The 14,995-nt window shown below is 62.7% G+C and carries 11 protein-coding genes; 5 read left to right on the forward strand and 6 right to left on the reverse strand.

From position 1 onward, the window contains the following. Positions 1-109: 109 nt before the first annotated feature. From QMX89_RS21445 to QMX89_RS21460, 4 genes are all read right to left on the reverse strand, one after another. Positions 110-727: an FKBP-type peptidyl-prolyl cis-trans isomerase gene (locus QMX89_RS21445; protein ID WP_282349789.1), complete on the reverse strand. Its 618-nt coding sequence runs from the start codon at positions 725-727 to the stop codon at positions 110-112. A 141-nt stretch (positions 728-868) separates the two neighbouring features. Further along, positions 869-1,357 (reverse strand): TIGR00645 family protein, encoded by a 489-nt coding sequence (locus QMX89_RS21450; protein ID WP_056844077.1) that lies wholly within the window; start codon positions 1,355-1,357, stop codon positions 869-871. A gap of 101 nt (positions 1,358-1,458) precedes the next feature. Then, positions 1,459-1,797 carry a hypothetical protein gene (locus QMX89_RS21455; protein ID WP_282349790.1) on the reverse strand — a complete coding sequence of 113 codons (339 nt, stop codon included), beginning with the start codon at positions 1,795-1,797 and terminating at the stop codon, positions 1,459-1,461. Positions 1,798-1,947: 150 nt separating this feature from the next. After that, positions 1,948-4,389 (reverse strand): ATP-binding protein, encoded by a 2,442-nt coding sequence (locus tag QMX89_RS21460; protein ID WP_049860936.1) that lies wholly within the window; start codon positions 4,387-4,389, stop codon positions 1,948-1,950. A gap of 225 nt (positions 4,390-4,614) precedes the next feature. On the opposite strand from QMX89_RS21460, the gene QMX89_RS21465 reads away from it, so the two are divergent. The 3 genes from QMX89_RS21465 (at position 4,615) to QMX89_RS21475 (ending at position 7,732) form a co-directional block, all read left to right on the forward strand. Then, positions 4,615-5,103, forward strand: coding sequence for a DUF3015 domain-containing protein (locus QMX89_RS21465; protein ID WP_043192793.1), 489 nt, complete (start codon positions 4,615-4,617; stop codon positions 5,101-5,103). A 70-nt stretch (positions 5,104-5,173) separates the two neighbouring features. Then, the gene (locus QMX89_RS21470; protein ID WP_282349791.1) at positions 5,174-7,027 is read left to right on the forward strand and encodes a DUF4105 domain-containing protein; all 1,854 of its coding nucleotides are present in this window, start codon (positions 5,174-5,176) and stop codon (positions 7,025-7,027) included. Between the two features lie 207 nt (positions 7,028-7,234). After that, positions 7,235-7,732 (forward strand): GreA/GreB family elongation factor, encoded by a 498-nt coding sequence (locus tag QMX89_RS21475; protein WP_282349793.1) that lies wholly within the window; start codon positions 7,235-7,237, stop codon positions 7,730-7,732. Between the two features lie 63 nt (positions 7,733-7,795). Here the strand turns inward: QMX89_RS21475 and ettA are convergent, their stop codons facing one another. Further along, entirely contained in the window at positions 7,796-9,460 is a 1,665-nt protein-coding gene (gene ettA / locus QMX89_RS21480; RefSeq protein WP_049860932.1) for an energy-dependent translational throttle protein EttA, read from the reverse strand. Positions 9,461-9,800: 340 nt separating this feature from the next. Between ettA and QMX89_RS21485 the strand changes: the two genes are divergently transcribed. Together QMX89_RS21485 and glyA are read left to right on the forward strand one after the other, a co-directional pair. Next, a complete protein-coding gene (locus tag QMX89_RS21485) occupies positions 9,801-13,259 on the forward strand; it encodes a bifunctional diguanylate cyclase/phosphodiesterase (protein WP_282349794.1) in 3,459 nt (1,152 codons plus the stop codon). A 234-nt stretch (positions 13,260-13,493) separates the two neighbouring features. Beyond that, on the forward strand, positions 13,494-14,747 hold the full coding sequence (gene glyA, locus QMX89_RS21490; protein WP_043192788.1) for a serine hydroxymethyltransferase: 1,254 nt from the start codon (positions 13,494-13,496) through the stop codon (positions 14,745-14,747). Here the strand turns inward: glyA and QMX89_RS21495 are convergent. Beyond that, positions 14,735-14,995, reverse strand: a 261-nt coding sequence (locus tag QMX89_RS21495) for a hypothetical protein (RefSeq protein ID WP_282349795.1), incomplete at its 5' end; no start/stop codon positions are given. The genes glyA and QMX89_RS21495 overlap by 13 nt on opposite strands.

Below are 14,995 nucleotides of genomic sequence, written 5' to 3' on the forward strand. Positions count from 1 at the left end.
GCGTGGGGGCGGACGCGGCTTGCGCCGCTGCAACAGGAGCGCGTGTCTGTGTAGCAGCGGCGCGAGCCGCGTCGGCGGTCGTGCGGTGCCTCTGGATTACCCCGAGGCGTTACAGGACTTCCAGCAGTTCCACGTCGAACACCAGCACGCTGTGTGGCGGGATGCTACCGACGCCTTGGGCGCCGTAGGCCAGTTCGCTAGGAACATGCACGCGCCATTTGCTGCCGGCAGGCATCAGTTGCAGGGCTTCGGTCCAGCCAGCGATCACGCCGTTGACCGGGAACTCGGCCGGCTCGCCACGGTTGTAGGAGCTGTCGAACACAGTGCCGTCGGTCAGGGTGCCGTGGTAGTGAACGCGCACGGTGCTGTCGCCGGACGGCTTGCTGCCTTCGCCGGTGCTCAGCACTTCGTACTGCAGGCCACTGGCCGTGGTGGTGATTTCGGCACGCTTGGCATTTTCTGCCAGGTACGCCTTGCCTTCGCCTGCTGCGGCTTCGGCCTTGGCCTGCTGCTCGGCCTGCATGATATCGCGGATGACCTTGAAGCTGGCATTCAGCTCTTCTTCGCTCACACGGCTCTCATGGCCACGGAACGCGTCGGTCAGGCCAACCAGAATGGCTTCCAGGCTTACGCCCGGTGGCGGGTTGTCGCGCAGCTGGCCGCCCAACTGGCGGCCAATGCCATAGCTCACGCGGGTTTCGTCGGTCGACAATTGTACTTCGGACATCACACTGCTCCGCTGCGGGGCCGCGCCAGGGTCTTCATGCGGGGATGAAGGGCGCGCCCGGATAAAAGGGCGAGCAGACTAGCACACTGCGTGCCCGCACTTCAGCAGCGCGGGCTGTGCCAGCGCGCGGCACAGGTGGACTCAGTGCTTGGTCAACTTATCCAGATAGCCCATGGCGAAGGCCGAGACGACGAAGGTCATGTGGATGATCACGTACCACATCAGATACTGCGGTTCGATGTTCTTGGCATCCATGAACACGCGCAGCAGATGGATGGAGGAAATGGCCACGATCGAAGCGGCGACCTTCATCTTCAGGGAAGAGGAATCCATCTTGCCCAACCAGCTGAGCTTCTCTACGCCATCTTCGATATCCAGTTGCGAGACGAAGTTTTCGTAGCCGGAAATCATCACCATCACCAGCAGGCCGCCCACCAGTGCCATGTCGATGAGCGAAAGCAGCACCAGAATCACTTCGGATTCGGCCATAGCGAAGATGTTGGGCAGGACGTGGAAGATTTCCTGGAAGAATTTCAGGGCCAGCGCCAGCAGTCCCAGCGACAGGCCGACGTAGATCGGCGCCAGCAACCAGCGCGAGGCGTACATGGTTTTTTCGATGAAGCGTTCCATTGAGGCTCACAGGGTGGTGGAAATTGGAGGCGATTATAGCCACGCGCAGGACAAAGCACGACGTGCGACGGTGTGTCGCAACCGTGTGCAATGCAGGCAGATCAGTGTTCGGGGAGCCGGTAGCGAACGCTCGGCGTGCCACGAAGCCCATTGAGTGCACGCAACTGGCGTTGCAGGTGCACGGCCCACATCTGCGGGTCCTCGCTGAGGCTGTAACCGTGCAGCGTCAGGCTGTCGACGATGGCTTCGAGCACGGCTTCGGCAGCCAGCGGGCCATGGAAAGGGCCCTGCGCCTTGAGTGCGCTGGGTTGCTCACCCGCCATGCCGGCAGCGAACAACAGCGTCCACAGGCCATTCTCACCCGCCAGCGGACGAACACTGCATTCGATCCGGGTCATCAGTCCCAGGCATTGACGGTTGAGGCTCAGGCTGCGGGCCATGGCCACCCTCCTCTGGCATACACCATTGCCCCAGAGAGCCGGGGGCGGCTCGCGAGGGGTCATGATTGGAGCATAGAAGGGATTGACCGCTGGCCCTGGTTCAGCTGACGGGTGGCTCTGCCCGCCAGCTGTCCCGTACCTTATAGGGATCTACACCGTCGGCCGGACCTCGACCAGTTCTTCCAGCGCCTGTTCCTTTTCAGCTTCCTTGAGGTCTTCTTCGCTGATCATTTCCGCGATGACTCGCAGCCGCTCCACCACACGGGCGTTGATGCTGCCCTCGGGGAACGCGCCGTTCTCGTCGGGCTCACCGGCAGGCTCGCCCGCCAGCAGGCTCAGCGCCTCGTCGGCCTGGCGCACGGCGTAGACGTGGAACTTGCCGTCGCGCACCGCCTGCAGGACCTTTTCGTCGAGCATCAGTGTGGCCACGTTGGCCTGGGGAATGATTGCGCCCTGCTCGCCGGTCAGGCCACGGGCCTCGCACAGACGGAAGAAGCCCTCGATCTTCTCGTTGACGCCTCCCACAGCCTGCACTTCACCGAACTGATTGATCGAGCCGGTGATCGCGAAACACTGCTTGAGCGGCATCTTCGACAGCGCCGAGATCAAGGTGCAGGCCTCGCCCAGAGACGCGCTGTCGCCATCCACGTACCCGTAGGACTGCTCCAAGGCGATGCTGGCAGAAATGGCCAGGGGAAACTCCTGCGCGTAGCGGCTGCCCAGGTAGCCGGTGAGGATCATCACGCCCTTGGAGTGGATCGGCTGGCCCAGGTTGACCTCGCGTTCGATGTCGACGATGCCGCTGCCGCCCGGGTACACCGTGGCCGAAATACGCGCCGGGACACCGAACGCCGAATCGCCCACTTCCAGTACCGTCAGCCCGTTGCACTTGCCCACCGCAGCGCCGGTGGTGTCGATCAGGATGATGCCGGCCAGCATGTCGTCGAGGATACGCGCCGAGACCCGACCGGTGCGGGTCGCCTTGGCCTTGAGCGCGCGCTCGATGTGACCGGCGTCGGTGCGCTCTTCGTTGGCCAGGTGGCGGATGAAGTCCGCCTCGCTGACCAGCTGGAACAGATCACCGATGCGTGCCGACAGACGCCCCTGGTTTTCCGCCAGGCGAGCACTGTACGTGGCCAGGCGCGCAACGGCGTCACCGGTCAGCGGCGCCATGCCCTCCTCCGAGGTGCGGGTCTTGAGCAGCTGGGCGAACTGCTCCAGGCTCTCGTCGACCATGGGGATGTCTTCATCGAAGTCCACCAGGACGCGGAACATCTCCTGGAAGTCGGGATCGTGATCCTGCAGCGCGTAATACAGCTGACGAGCGCCGATGATGATGACTTTTACCTGCAAGGGGATCATCTGCGGTGTCAGCGTGACGGTGGCCAGGCGCCCGAACTCGCCCAGTGGCGATTCCATCTTCAGCTTGCGCGATTGCAGGGCGCGCTTGAGCGCATCCCAGACGAAGGGTTCACCCAGCATCTTCTCGGCTTCCAGGATCAGGAAGCCACCGTTGGCGCGGTGCAGTGCGCCGGGGCGCAGCTGCTTGTAGGTGGTGTAGAGCGCGCCCTGATCGGTGCTGTATTCGATCCGGCCGAACAGGTTGTCGTAGGTGGGGTGCGGTTCGAACACCACCGGCGCGCCACCGCTCTGGTGATGACCGACGACCAGGCTGGGGCTGTACTGTTCTTCCAGCAGCTTGCGGGCCTGGGCGTCGGCCTTGCTGTCATCGACCAGCTGCTCGACCACGGTCTTGAGCAGGTTGACCTGGATGGCCTGCAGGTAGCCGCACACGGCGGCGTTCTCGGCATACTTTTCCGACAACGGCGCCAGCAGCGGTTGCAGGGCCAGGGTGATGGTCTCTTCGTTGAGCTGGCGCAACTGGTTGCTCGACTCGCGCTTCCACTGCGGCAGGCTGGCCAGTTCTTCGTTGAGACGCTCTTCCAGATTGGAAATGTCGGTGTGAAAACGCTCGCGGTCAGCCTCGGGCAACTGGGCGAATTCGGCTTCGTCCAGGGCCTTGCCGTCGAGCATCGGAGTAAAGGCAATGTTGCTGCTGTCGCGGTACAGGGCGATGTCCTTTTCCAGCGACAGCTTTTCGATCACATCCAGGGCGCGGTCATAGCGCTGGTTGAACGCACGGTCGATGGCGCTCTTGCGTTGCTGGTAGGACGGGTGCTCGAACACCGCCGGAAAGGTCGCCAGCAGGTTGTCGATGAGTGCACCAATGTCGCCGATGAAGGCGCCGGCACTGCCGGGCGGCAGCTCGAGGGCGCGGGGTTCGCGCGGCTCGTCGAAGTTGTTGACGTAGACCCAGTCGGCCGGGGTTTGCAGGCGCTTGCCTTCGGCCTTGAGGTAGCGTTTGACGAACGAGAAGCGGCCGGTGCCGGGCTCGCCCATGACGAACACGTTGTAGCCGGGACGCGGCATGGCGACACCGAATTGCAAGGCCTCGACGGCGCGTTCCTGACCCAGCACGCCACGAAAGGGCTCCAGGTCGTTGGTGGTGGTGAAGTTGAACTGTTCAGCTGAAAACGGGCGGGTCAGTGCCTCGGGCGCAAGACGCAGGCTGGCAGCTACAGAATCGGGCATCGGGCATCCTTACTTCGGCGGGACAGATGCTGTCATTCTGGGCGCTTCTGTAGCGACGGCGCAAGCTGCACCGGGGCTTGCCGAGCGAGGCTGCAACTTAGTCATTTCGTGCGGAACTGCAACGCTTGCCTAAACTCCAAGTTACGCGGTCGGCCCAATAACCGACCCGTCCTGGTTCGCCAGGCATTAGACCCTCAGTAAGCACATCAAAAAGAGAACAACGCTATGAAACGGATTCTGCTGGGTACTCTGTTCGCCGCCGTCTCGATCAACGCCATGGCGCAAGCGCCCGGTGGTCCGGATTGCGGTTGGGGCAACATGTTGTTCGAAGGCCAGCGCGGCACGCCTGCGCACTTCCTGGCTTCCACCACCAACGGCACTTCGGGCAACGCCACCTTCGGCATGACCTCGGGCACCAACGGTTGCTCGACCAACGCGGCACTGACCTACGGCGGTAAATCCTGGATTGCCATGAATGGCATGATGGACGAGCTGTCCGAAGACATGGCCAAGGGCCAAGGCGAAGCACTGACCACCTATGCCGTGGTACTGGGCGTCGCTCCCGAAGACCGCGCCTACTTCCAGTCGGTCACCCACGAGCACTTCCAGCAGATCTTCAGCAGCGCCGACAGCACCGCTGAAGACGTGCACAGCAACACCATCGCCGTTCTGAAAAACGATCCACGTCTGGCCAAATACGCCACCCAGGCTTAAGCTCGACCCGCCCGCTCCTTTCGGGGCGGGCATCCCCCCTTTTCCGATTTCGCCGAACTAGTTGCCGACCATGCTCAAACGCCTTGCCTCCCTGGCGCTCTGCGTGTGCGCCCCGCTGCACGCCGCTCCGCACATCGACGCTCAGCGTCTGCAACAATTGGCGAACGATCCCTACTGGATTTCCGTCGGCCACTACGAGCGCGGCAAGCTCGGCGGCTGGCGCAGCTATGTCGATGACCGCAAATTCTTTCTGGCCGACGACGGCGCGCACCATCCGGACGCCGAACTGCAGGCTACGCTGCAGGCAATCTATGCACCTGCGGCCACCGGCGACAAGCATGCGCAGTGTGTGTTTCCTGCGCGCACCCGCTGGCTGCGGCAACAACTGGGTCTGACTGACCTGCCGACCGTGGAGTGTGCCGAATTCACCAAGTGGTTCTCGGACGTGGCGCCCCACAGCGCCGTGCTGATTTTCCCGGCGGCGTACCTGAACAGCCCTTCCTCGATGTTCGGGCACACCCTGTTGCGCATCGATCAGGCCGATGTGCAGAGCAACAACACTGCCTTGCTCAGCTATGCGATCAACTTCGGCGCCTACGTCGAAGGCAGCGACAACAGCATTTTGTACGCCTGGAAGGGGCTGGCTGGCGGTTATCCGGGCTTGTTCGCCCTGGTGCCCTACCAGGAAAAGCTCTCCGAGTACCGCAGCCTGGAAAACCGCGACCTGTGGGAGTACCGGCTCAACCTCACACCTGAAGAGACCGGGCGCATGGTCGAGCATGTGTGGGAACTCAAGCAGGTGCAGTTCGATTATTTCTTCTTTGACGAAAACTGCTCGTATCGCCTGCTCGAACTGCTTCAGGTGGCCCGGCCGGGCCTGGACCTGACTTCGCAGTTCCCCCTGACCGCCATTCCCACGGACACCGTGAAAGCGGTGAAAGCGGCCGGCCTGGTCGAGAAGATCGATTACCGTGCGTCCCGCGAGCGGGAACTGCTCGAACGCGCCAAACCGCTGGACAGCAGCGAGCAGCAATGGGTGCAGAGGATCGCCGCCGATACGGCGCAGATCGACAGCGAAGGCTTCCAGGCCTTGGGCAAGGATCGCCAGGCGTTGATCCAGGATGCCGCCTTCCGCTTGGAACGCTACCGGGCCACCGGCCAGGAGCGCGATCCGGCGCGGACCCAGCGCAGCTTCCAACTGCTGCGTGCGATCAATCGCAATCCGCCACCGCCGCTGGCCATCGACCGTCCCGGCTTGCCCGAGGACGGTCATCAGTCGCGGACCTGGAGCGCGGGTGTCGGCACTCGCGGCGATACCGCGTTCGCCGAGTACGGCCTGCGCATGGCCTATCACGACCTCAATGACAACGCCGAAGGCTTTCCGCTCGGCGCGCAGATCGAGATTCTCGGCCTGAAAGTGCGCCAGTACGAAGGCAACAAATGGCAGGTGCAGCAACTGGATCTGGCCACCATCCGCTCGCTGACGCCGCGCAACGAGCTGCTGCAGCCGCTGTCTTGGCAAGTGACCGGCGGTCTGGAACGGGTGCTGGGCAAACACGGTGACGAGAACCTGGTCTCCCATGTCAATGGCGGCGCCGGTGGCACCTGGCAGCTCAGCGAACAGGTGCTGGGCTTCGCCCTGGGCACGGTGCGGGTGGAGCACAACAACGACTTCGCCCAGTTCGTCGCGCCAGCGGCAGGGTTCAACAGCGGTGTGCTGTGGAAGAACGCCCTGGGCAACTTCAGCCTCGAAGGCAAGGGCGACTACTTTACCAATGGCGAGGTGCGCCGCAGCCTGAGCCTGAACCAGCAGTGGGAAGTGTCCCGTAACCTGGGGCTGCGCCTGAGCGCGCAACGCGATTTCAGCCATCTGAGCTCGCCACGCAACGAGGTCATGCTCGAGGTCAAGTGGTACCACTACTAGCCGGGTGCTTGGCTCTCCCTGGAAGCGTTCGAGGCAACGGTGGCGAATGCAACTATGACCGGATATTGCGGCCTAACCTGTACAAGCAGTGGTTACTGTAGGAGTCATGCTGGCTTGCGACACCTGGCTGCGGCCATGGGTTGTCTTTGGATTCGCGGCACTCCTGCGCTCAGGGCGATCAATACCGCCCCATAAGGGAGGAATATCATGAGCAGGGCATTCGTCAATGAAGACCACGCTGCCGCTCAGGCGACGCAACCCGTTGAACGCCTGATCAGCACCCAGCCCAACTACGTGACCGCCAGTGGGCTGGCCCAGCTGCAGGCGCGGGTTACGGAAGTGCAGATCCTGCAGGCCGAGCAGACGGCGATGGGCGAGCGCGCCGATCGCCAGCGCATGGCCGATCTGGAGCGGGACATGCGTTACTACCAGCACCGCCTGCAGCATGCTCAGGTGGTAGCGCCCATCACCTCTACGGCAAAAGTGCAGATCGGCAGCTGGGTTACCTTTGCCGACGATCAAGGTGTCGAGCAGCGTGTGTGCCTGGTAGGCGAGGATCAAGCGGATGCGGGCGTTGGCCTGATCAACTGGGCCTCGCCGCTGGGTCGGGCACTGTTGGGTGCGGAAGTGGGTGAAGAGCGCGTCTGGCGACGTCCGGCGGGCGATCTGACCGTGGAAATCACGGGTATTCAGACAAGCCCGTGAGCGACTGAACGTTTGCAGTCGTCAGACAGAAAAATGGGGCCCTTTTCAGGGCCCCATTTTCATTTACGCCAGCTTCTTGTGACGAACACGGTGCGGCTGAGCAGCCGCCTCACCCAGGCGTTTCTTGCGATCGGCCTCGTACTCGGTGTAGTTGCCTTCGAAGAACACCGCTTGGGAGTCATCCTCGTAGGCCAGGATGTGCGTTGCCACGCGGTCCAGGAACCAGCGATCGTGAGAGATCACGATGGCTGCGCCCGGGAAGTCCAGCAAGGCTTCTTCCAGCGAGCGCAGGGTTTCCACGTCGAGGTCGTTGGACGGTTCGTCGAGCAGCAGGACGTTGCCACCCTCCTTGAGAGTCAGCGCCAGGTGCAGGCGACCGCGCTCACCACCGGAAAGGTCCTTGACGAACTTCTGTTGATCGCCGCCCTTGAAGTTGAACCGGCCGACATAGGTGCGTGAAGGGATTTCGTAGTTGCCGATGCGGATCTGGTCGGAGCCGTCGGAAATCTGCTGGAACACCGACTTGCTGCCGTCCAGGTCGTCGCGGCTCTGGTCGACACAGGCCAGTTGCACGGTTTCGCCGATTTCGATGGAGCCCGAATCCGGCTGTTCCTTGCCCATGAGCATGCGGAACAGGGTCGATTTACCCGCACCGTTACCACCGATGACGCCGACGATCGCGCCCTTGGGCATGGCGAACGACAGGTTGTCGATCAGCACGCGGTCGCCATAGCCCTTGGTGACGTTCTTGAATTCGATGACCTTGTCACCCAGGCGCGGACCGGCCGGGATGTAGATCTCGTTGGTTTCCGAACGCTTCTGGAATTCCTGGGACTGCATTTCCTCGAAGCGCTGCAGGCGCGCCTTGGATTTGGACTGGCGGGCCTTGGCGCCTTTGCGCACCCATTCCAGCTCTTCCTTCATGGCCTTTTCATGGGCCGACTGCTGCTTGGATTCCTGAGCCAGGCGATCGGACTTGGCTTCGAGCCAACCCGAGTAGTTGCCTTCGTAGGGGATGCCGGCGCCGCGGTCGAGCTCGAGAATCCAGCCGGCGACGTTGTCGAGGAAGTACCGATCGTGGGTGATCGCCACCACGGTGCCGGGGAAATCGTGCAGGAAGTGCTCCAGCCAGGCCACGGAATCGGCGTCCAGGTGGTTGGTCGGCTCGTCGAGCAGCAGCATGTCGGGGGCCGACAGCAGCAGGCGGCACAGGGCCACGCGGCGCTTCTCGCCACCGGACAGATGCTCGACCTTGGCATCCCAGGCCGGCAGGCGCAGGGCATCGGCGGCGACTTCCAGCTGGCGCTCCAGGTTGTGGCCATCGCTGGCCTGCAGGATGGCTTCGAGCTTGGCCTGTTCGGCGGCCAGCTTGTCGAAGTCGGCATCCGGCTCGGCGTAGGCGGCGTAGACTTCGTCCAGGCGAGCCTGGGCGTCCTTGATCACGCTGACCGCTTCCTCGACCACTTCACGCACGGTCTTGGTCGGGTCCAGCTGAGGTTCCTGAGGCAGGTAGCCGACGTTGAGCTCGGGCATCGGCCGGGCTTCGCCGTCGAATTCCTTGTCGACACCGGCCATGATCTTGAGCAGGGTGGATTTGCCCGAGCCGTTCAGGCCGAGCACGCCGATCTTGGCGCCGGGGAAAAAGGACAGCGAGATGTTCTTGAGGATTTCCCGCTTCGGCGGAACGACTTTGCTCAGCCGATGCATGGTGTAGACGTATTGAGCCATGGAATGAACCTGGATAAAGAAGGTGCGAGATAGAGGATGGAAGCTTGGGCCCCCGCAAGGTGTTCAAAGCTACCGGAATGCGGGAGTCAGGGCAAACCAGTGCGTGCCTGGGCGATGGTCTGCAGGGGTGGTGGATCGCGGCGCGGTACGGTGGCGTCTGCTGACGCGGCTTGCGCCGCTGCTACATGGACTGGGCACGCCTTGCGCGGCGCGCGGCGCCGCTACAGAAATCTAGCCGGATTTGGGCGCTACAGCTTATAGTGCGAGGTGTAACACGCATGATTCATGTGCCCATGCCTGGGTACACGCCTATGCCTGCCCACGACTGTCATATCGCAGGATGCTCAGTTTGCCCAATCTCAATCAGCCGTCCTCCTTGCGCCCGCCTGTCCAAGGGTCAGGTACTCCGCTGCACGGCACGTTGAAGGGCGCGCTGGCATTACTGGTGTTGATGCTGCTGATGCTGCTGTTCTGGCAATTGTTCGATCAGTTCCAGCGCACTCAGGCAGACCAACGCCAGCACAGCATCGACTCCAGTGCGGACCTGGCCGATCACGTCAACCTGAACATGGCGCTCAATGCGCAGATCGTGCTCAACCAGTTGCTCACCACCCAGCCCTTCCCCAGCGCCCGGGAACGTGCCGAAACCGTTACCCGTGTGCGTCGCTCGGTGCCCGAGCTGCAAAGCCTGGCCTGGCTCAGCGGCGATGCCCGAATCATCGCCGACACCTTGATCGAAGCGAACGACGATGCTTTCATCACCGTTCTGGTCAGCCGCCTGGATGGCGACAGCCACTACTACACCAACAGCACGGCGGCAGACCTGGTCTATCTGTTGATCCGCCAGCCCGGTGAAAACACCAATGGCTACTGGTTGCTGCGCATGAGCCCGATCGTCATCAGTCGGCTCATTCACCAGGTCGAGCGTGGGCAGAACCCTGGCTGGGTCTTGGAAAACCATGTCGACAAGCACGTCATCAACCGCACCGACCCTGCCCCGATCAGCGCCTCCGAACTGAGCACCACCGAGCTGAACCAGAGTGTGCTGGTCACCCAGCTGAGCCATAGCGACTGGCAACTGCGCAGCCTGTTCGACGCCCGTCAGGCACGCTTGGCACTGCTGCCACCGCTGGTGGGTAAATGCCTGCTGGGCCTGCTGATTTCGCTGGTACCGTTGCTGGCGCTGTTGAGCATGCGCCGCCGCCAGCGCGAACTCAACGAAGAGCGTCGGCGCTATCGGGACATCTTCGAGGGCGCCGGCGTGGCGCTGTGCGTGCTCGATCTATCAGGTGTGCTGCCGTTGTTCGAACGGGTGGGGTTGAACGAGCGCACCGATCTTGGGCGGTGGCTGGAGGACAATCCGGCAACCCGTCAGGAGCTGTTGCAGGCACTGCGCATCACCGAAGTGAACCACGTTGCCCTGCGCGTGCTGCAGGTGCACACGAACGACCAGGCGTGGCGCAAGCTGATCGAAGGCTGGTCGGACCGGGCCACTGGCATCGGCCATCAATTGATCGGGGCCCTGCTGCAGCGCCAGCAGCAATTGGAGCTGGAAATCCGTCTCGACAATCAGCAGGGCCACGATCAGTACCTGTGGGTGACGGTGCGTTTTCCCGAACACGCCAAGGATTACCACGCGGTCATTCTCAGTATCACTGACGTCACCAGCCACAGGACCGCGAGCGAATCGCTGCGCCAAAGCGAAAAACGCCATCGCATGCTCGCCGAAAGCATCAGCGACGTGATCTTTTCCACCAACAACCGCATGGAGCTTAACTACGTCAGCCCTTCGGTGCAGACGGTGCTGGGCTTCGACGCGGACTGGGTGATGCAGAACGGCTGGCAGGGCATGCTGGCCAATCCTGCACAGCTGACGGGTATCAACGCGCTGCTGACCCAGGTCCACCAGGCGCTGCATGCGCCGGCCGAGCTGGCCGCCCTGCGCAGCGACCTCAAGACTCAGGTGTTCATGTTCGACTGCCTGCGCAACGACGGGCGCAAGATTCCCATCGAGCTACGCCTGGTGTTGATCTGGGACACCCAGGGGACTTTCGAAGGCATTCTGGGCGTGGGTCGCGACGTCAGCCAGCAACGTCGCGCCGAAAAGGACCTGCGCATGGCCGCCACGGTGTTCGAGCATTCGACGTCGGCGATTCTGATCACCGATCCGGCGGGCTACATCGTGCAGGCCAACGAGGCCTTCAGCCGTGTCAGCGGTTATGCCGTGGCCCAGGTGCTGGACCAGTTGCCGAACATGCTGACCGTGGATGACCAGCAGGAAGCGCACCTGCGTTACGTGCTCAAGCAACTGCAACAGCGCGGCACCTGGGAAGGCGAGGTCTGGCTCAAGCGGCGCAACGGCGAGCACTACCCGGCCTGGGTCGGCATCACCGCGGTACTCGACGACGAAGGCGACCTGGCCAGCTACGTGTGTTTCTTCAGCGACATCAGCGAGCGCAAGGCCAGTGAGCAGCGCATTCATCGCCTCGCCTACTACGATGCCCTGACCCACCTGCCCAACCGCACGCTGTTCCAGGACCGCCTGTACAACGCCCTGCAGCAGGCCGAGCGCCAGCAGTCGTGGGTGGTGCTGATGTTCCTCGACCTCGACCGCTTCAAGCCGATCAACGACTCCCTCGGCCACGCCGCCGGTGACCGCATGCTCAAGGACATGGCCACGCGTCTGCTGGGCTGCGTCGACGATGACGACACGGTGGCGCGCATGGGCGGCGACGAGTTCACCCTGCTGCTGCAACCGCGGGCCACCCGCGAGCTGGCCTTGAACCAGGCCATTCATGTGGCAGAGCAGATTCTCGGCAGCCTGGTCAAACCCTTCGTGCTGGAGGGCCGCGAGTTCTTTGTCACCGCCAGTGTGGGCATCGCCTTGAGCCCTCAGGACGGCAGCGAACTCAGCCAACTGATGAAAAACGCCGACACGGCCATGTACCACGCCAAGGAGCGTGGCAAGAACAACTTCCAGTTCTACCAGGCCGACATGAACGCCACGGCGCTGGAGCGTCTGGAGCTGGAAAGCGACTTGCGCCACGCCCTGGAACAACAGGAATTCGTGCTGTACTACCAGCCGCAGTTCAGCGGCGATGGCAAGCGCCTGACCGGTGCCGAGGCCTTGTTGCGCTGGAATCATCCACGCCGTGGCCTGGTGCCGCCGGTCGAGTTCATTCCGGTGCTCGAAGAGCTTGGCCTGGTAGTAGATGTGGGCGACTGGGTCCTGGCCGAGGCTTGTCGCCAGCTCAAGGCCTGGCATCTGGCCAAAGTGCGGGTGCCCAAGATCTCGGTGAACATCTCCGCGCGGCAGTTCGCCGATGGTCAGTTGGGCAATCGCATCGCCCGAATGCTGGAAATCACTGGTCTGCCACCGGCGTGCCTGGAGCTGGAACTGACCGAGAGCATCCTGATGCGCGAGGTCAACGAAGCCATGATGATTCTCGACACTTTGAAGAATCTCGGCTTGAGCATTGCCGTCGATGACTTCGGCACTGGCTATTCGTCGCTCAATTATCTGAAGCAGTTCCCCATCGACGTGCTGAAGATCGACCGCACCTTCGTCGATGGCCTGCCGTCCGGCGAGCAGGATGCGCAGATTGCGCGGGCGATCATCGCCATGGCGCACAGCCTGAATCTCTCGGTCATCGCCGAGGGCGTGGAAACCCATGAACAGTTGGAGTTCCTGCGCGAGCATGGCTGCGATGAGGTTCAGGGCTACCTGTTCGGGCGCCCGATGCAGGCCCATCGCTTCGAGACTCAGTTCAGCAACGACGCGCTGTTTCTGCTTCAGTGACTACGCGCAGGATCTGACCCCGTAGGAGCGGTCTTTGGCCGCGATGGGTCGATGCGGTGGGTCAGGTGGACTGCGGTGAGGCTTTCGCGGCCGATGACCGCTCCTACGGCATGAGTGGACACAACCAGACATGAAGCCCGCTTGTCCACGCGATGACTGCCTTTCATATGCCAGACAAAAGCCGATGGGGTAGAATGCTCGCCTTTCCCAACATCCCGATCCCTGAGGACCGCCATGTTCAGCCGTAGCCAGACACTCGCCAAGTACGATGCCGATCTCTTTGCCGCCATGGAGCAAGAAGCCCAGCGCCAGGAAGATCACATCGAGCTGATTGCCTCGGAAAACTACACCAGTCCCGCTGTGATGGAAGCCCAGGGCTCGGTGCTGACCAACAAGTACGCCGAAGGCTATCCTGGCAAGCGCTACTACGGCGGCTGCGAGTTCGTCGACGTGATCGAGCAACTGGCCATCGACCGCGCCAAGGAGCTGTTCGGCGCCGACTACGCCAACGTTCAGCCGCACGCCGGCTCCCAAGCCAACAGCGCGGTCTACCTGGCCCTGCTGCAGGCAGGCGATACCATCCTGGGCATGAGCCTGGCCCACGGCGGTCACCTGACCCACGGCGCCAGCGTTTCTTCGTCGGGCAAGCTGTACAACGCCGTCCAGTACGGCATCGATGCCCAGGGCCTGATCGACTACGACGAAGTCGAGCGCCTGGCGCTGGAGCACAAGCCGAAGATGATCGTGGCCGGTTTCTCCGCCTACTCGCAGATCCTCGACTTCCCGCGCTTCCGTGAAATCGCCGACAAGGTCGGTGCCTACCTGTTCGTCGACATGGCCCACGTGGCCGGCCTGGTTGCCGCCGGCGTGTACCCCAACCCGGTGCCGTTCGCCGACGTGGTCACCACCACTACCCACAAGACCCTGCGCGGTCCTCGTGGCGGCCTGATTCTGGCGCGTGCCAATGCCGAGATCGAGAAGAAGCTCAACTCGGCGGTGTTCCCAGGTGCCCAGGGTGGCCCGCTGGAGCACGTCATTGCCGCCAAGGCCGTGTGCTTCAAGGAAGCGCTGCAGCCTGAATTCAAGACCTACCAGCAGCAGGTCGTGAAGAACGCCCAGGCCATGGCCAAGGTGTTCATCGACCGTGGTTTCGACGTGGTTTCCGGTGGTACCGAGAACCATCTGTTCCTGCTGTCGCTGATCAAGCAGGACATTTCCGGCAAGGACGCAGACGCGGCGCTGGGCAAGGCATTCATCACCGTCAACAAGAACTCGGTGCCCAACGACCCTCGCTCGCCGTTCGTGACCTCCGGCCTGCGCTTTGGTACGCCTGCTGTGACCACTCGTGGTTTCAAGGAAGCCGAGTGCCAGGAACTGGCCGGCTGGATCTGCGACATCCTGGCTGACCTGAACAATGAAGCGGTGATCGATGCCGTGCGCCAGAAGGTCCAGGCCATCTGCGCGAAGCTGCCGGTTTATTCGGCGTAAAAACCGATGGCGTTCTTGTAGCAGCGGTGCAAGCCGCGTTGGGCGTCACCGCGTTGTGTCAGATACTGCGCGGGGACCGCCGACGCGGCTTGCGCCGCTGCTACAGGGGGTGCGTTAAGCTTGCGTTTGGTTGCACCGCGTTGTGTCAGATATTTCGCGGGGACCGCCGACGCGGCTTGCGCCGCTGCTACGGGGTTGGGTGTTTTTGTAGCAGCGGCGCGAGCCGCGTCCGGCGTTGCCGGGATGTG

Origin of the sequence: Pseudomonas sp. PS01301 (genome assembly GCF_029960215.1) — a bacterium.
Lineage (GTDB): Bacteria > Pseudomonadota > Gammaproteobacteria > Pseudomonadales > Pseudomonadaceae > Aquipseudomonas > Aquipseudomonas coleopterorum.

Bases quoted from the DNA above. Each gene is read 5' to 3' on its own strand.
- QMX89_RS21455 (WP_282349790.1), bottom strand. From the start codon at position 1,797: ATGGCCCGCAGCCTGAGCCTCAACCGTCAATGCCTGGGACTGATGACC.
- ettA (WP_049860932.1), bottom strand. From the start codon at position 9,460: ATGGCTCAATACGTCTACACCATGCATCGGCTGAGCAAAGTCGTTCCG.
- QMX89_RS21485 (WP_282349794.1), top strand. From the start codon at position 9,801: ATGCTCAGTTTGCCCAATCTCAATCAGCCGTCCTCCTTGCGCCCGCCT.
- glyA (WP_043192788.1), top strand. From the start codon at position 13,494: ATGTTCAGCCGTAGCCAGACACTCGCCAAGTACGATGCCGATCTCTTT.
- QMX89_RS21475 (WP_282349793.1), top strand. From the start codon at position 7,235: ATGAGCAGGGCATTCGTCAATGAAGACCACGCTGCCGCTCAGGCGACG.
- QMX89_RS21445 (WP_282349789.1), bottom strand. From the start codon at position 727: ATGTCCGAAGTACAATTGTCGACCGACGAAACCCGCGTGAGCTATGGC.
- QMX89_RS21460 (WP_049860936.1), bottom strand. From the start codon at position 4,389: ATGCCCGATTCTGTAGCTGCCAGCCTGCGTCTTGCGCCCGAGGCACTG.
- QMX89_RS21470 (WP_282349791.1), top strand. From the start codon at position 5,174: ATGCTCAAACGCCTTGCCTCCCTGGCGCTCTGCGTGTGCGCCCCGCTG.
- QMX89_RS21450 (WP_056844077.1), bottom strand. From the start codon at position 1,357: ATGGAACGCTTCATCGAAAAAACCATGTACGCCTCGCGCTGGTTGCTG.
- QMX89_RS21465 (WP_043192793.1), top strand. From the start codon at position 4,615: ATGAAACGGATTCTGCTGGGTACTCTGTTCGCCGCCGTCTCGATCAAC.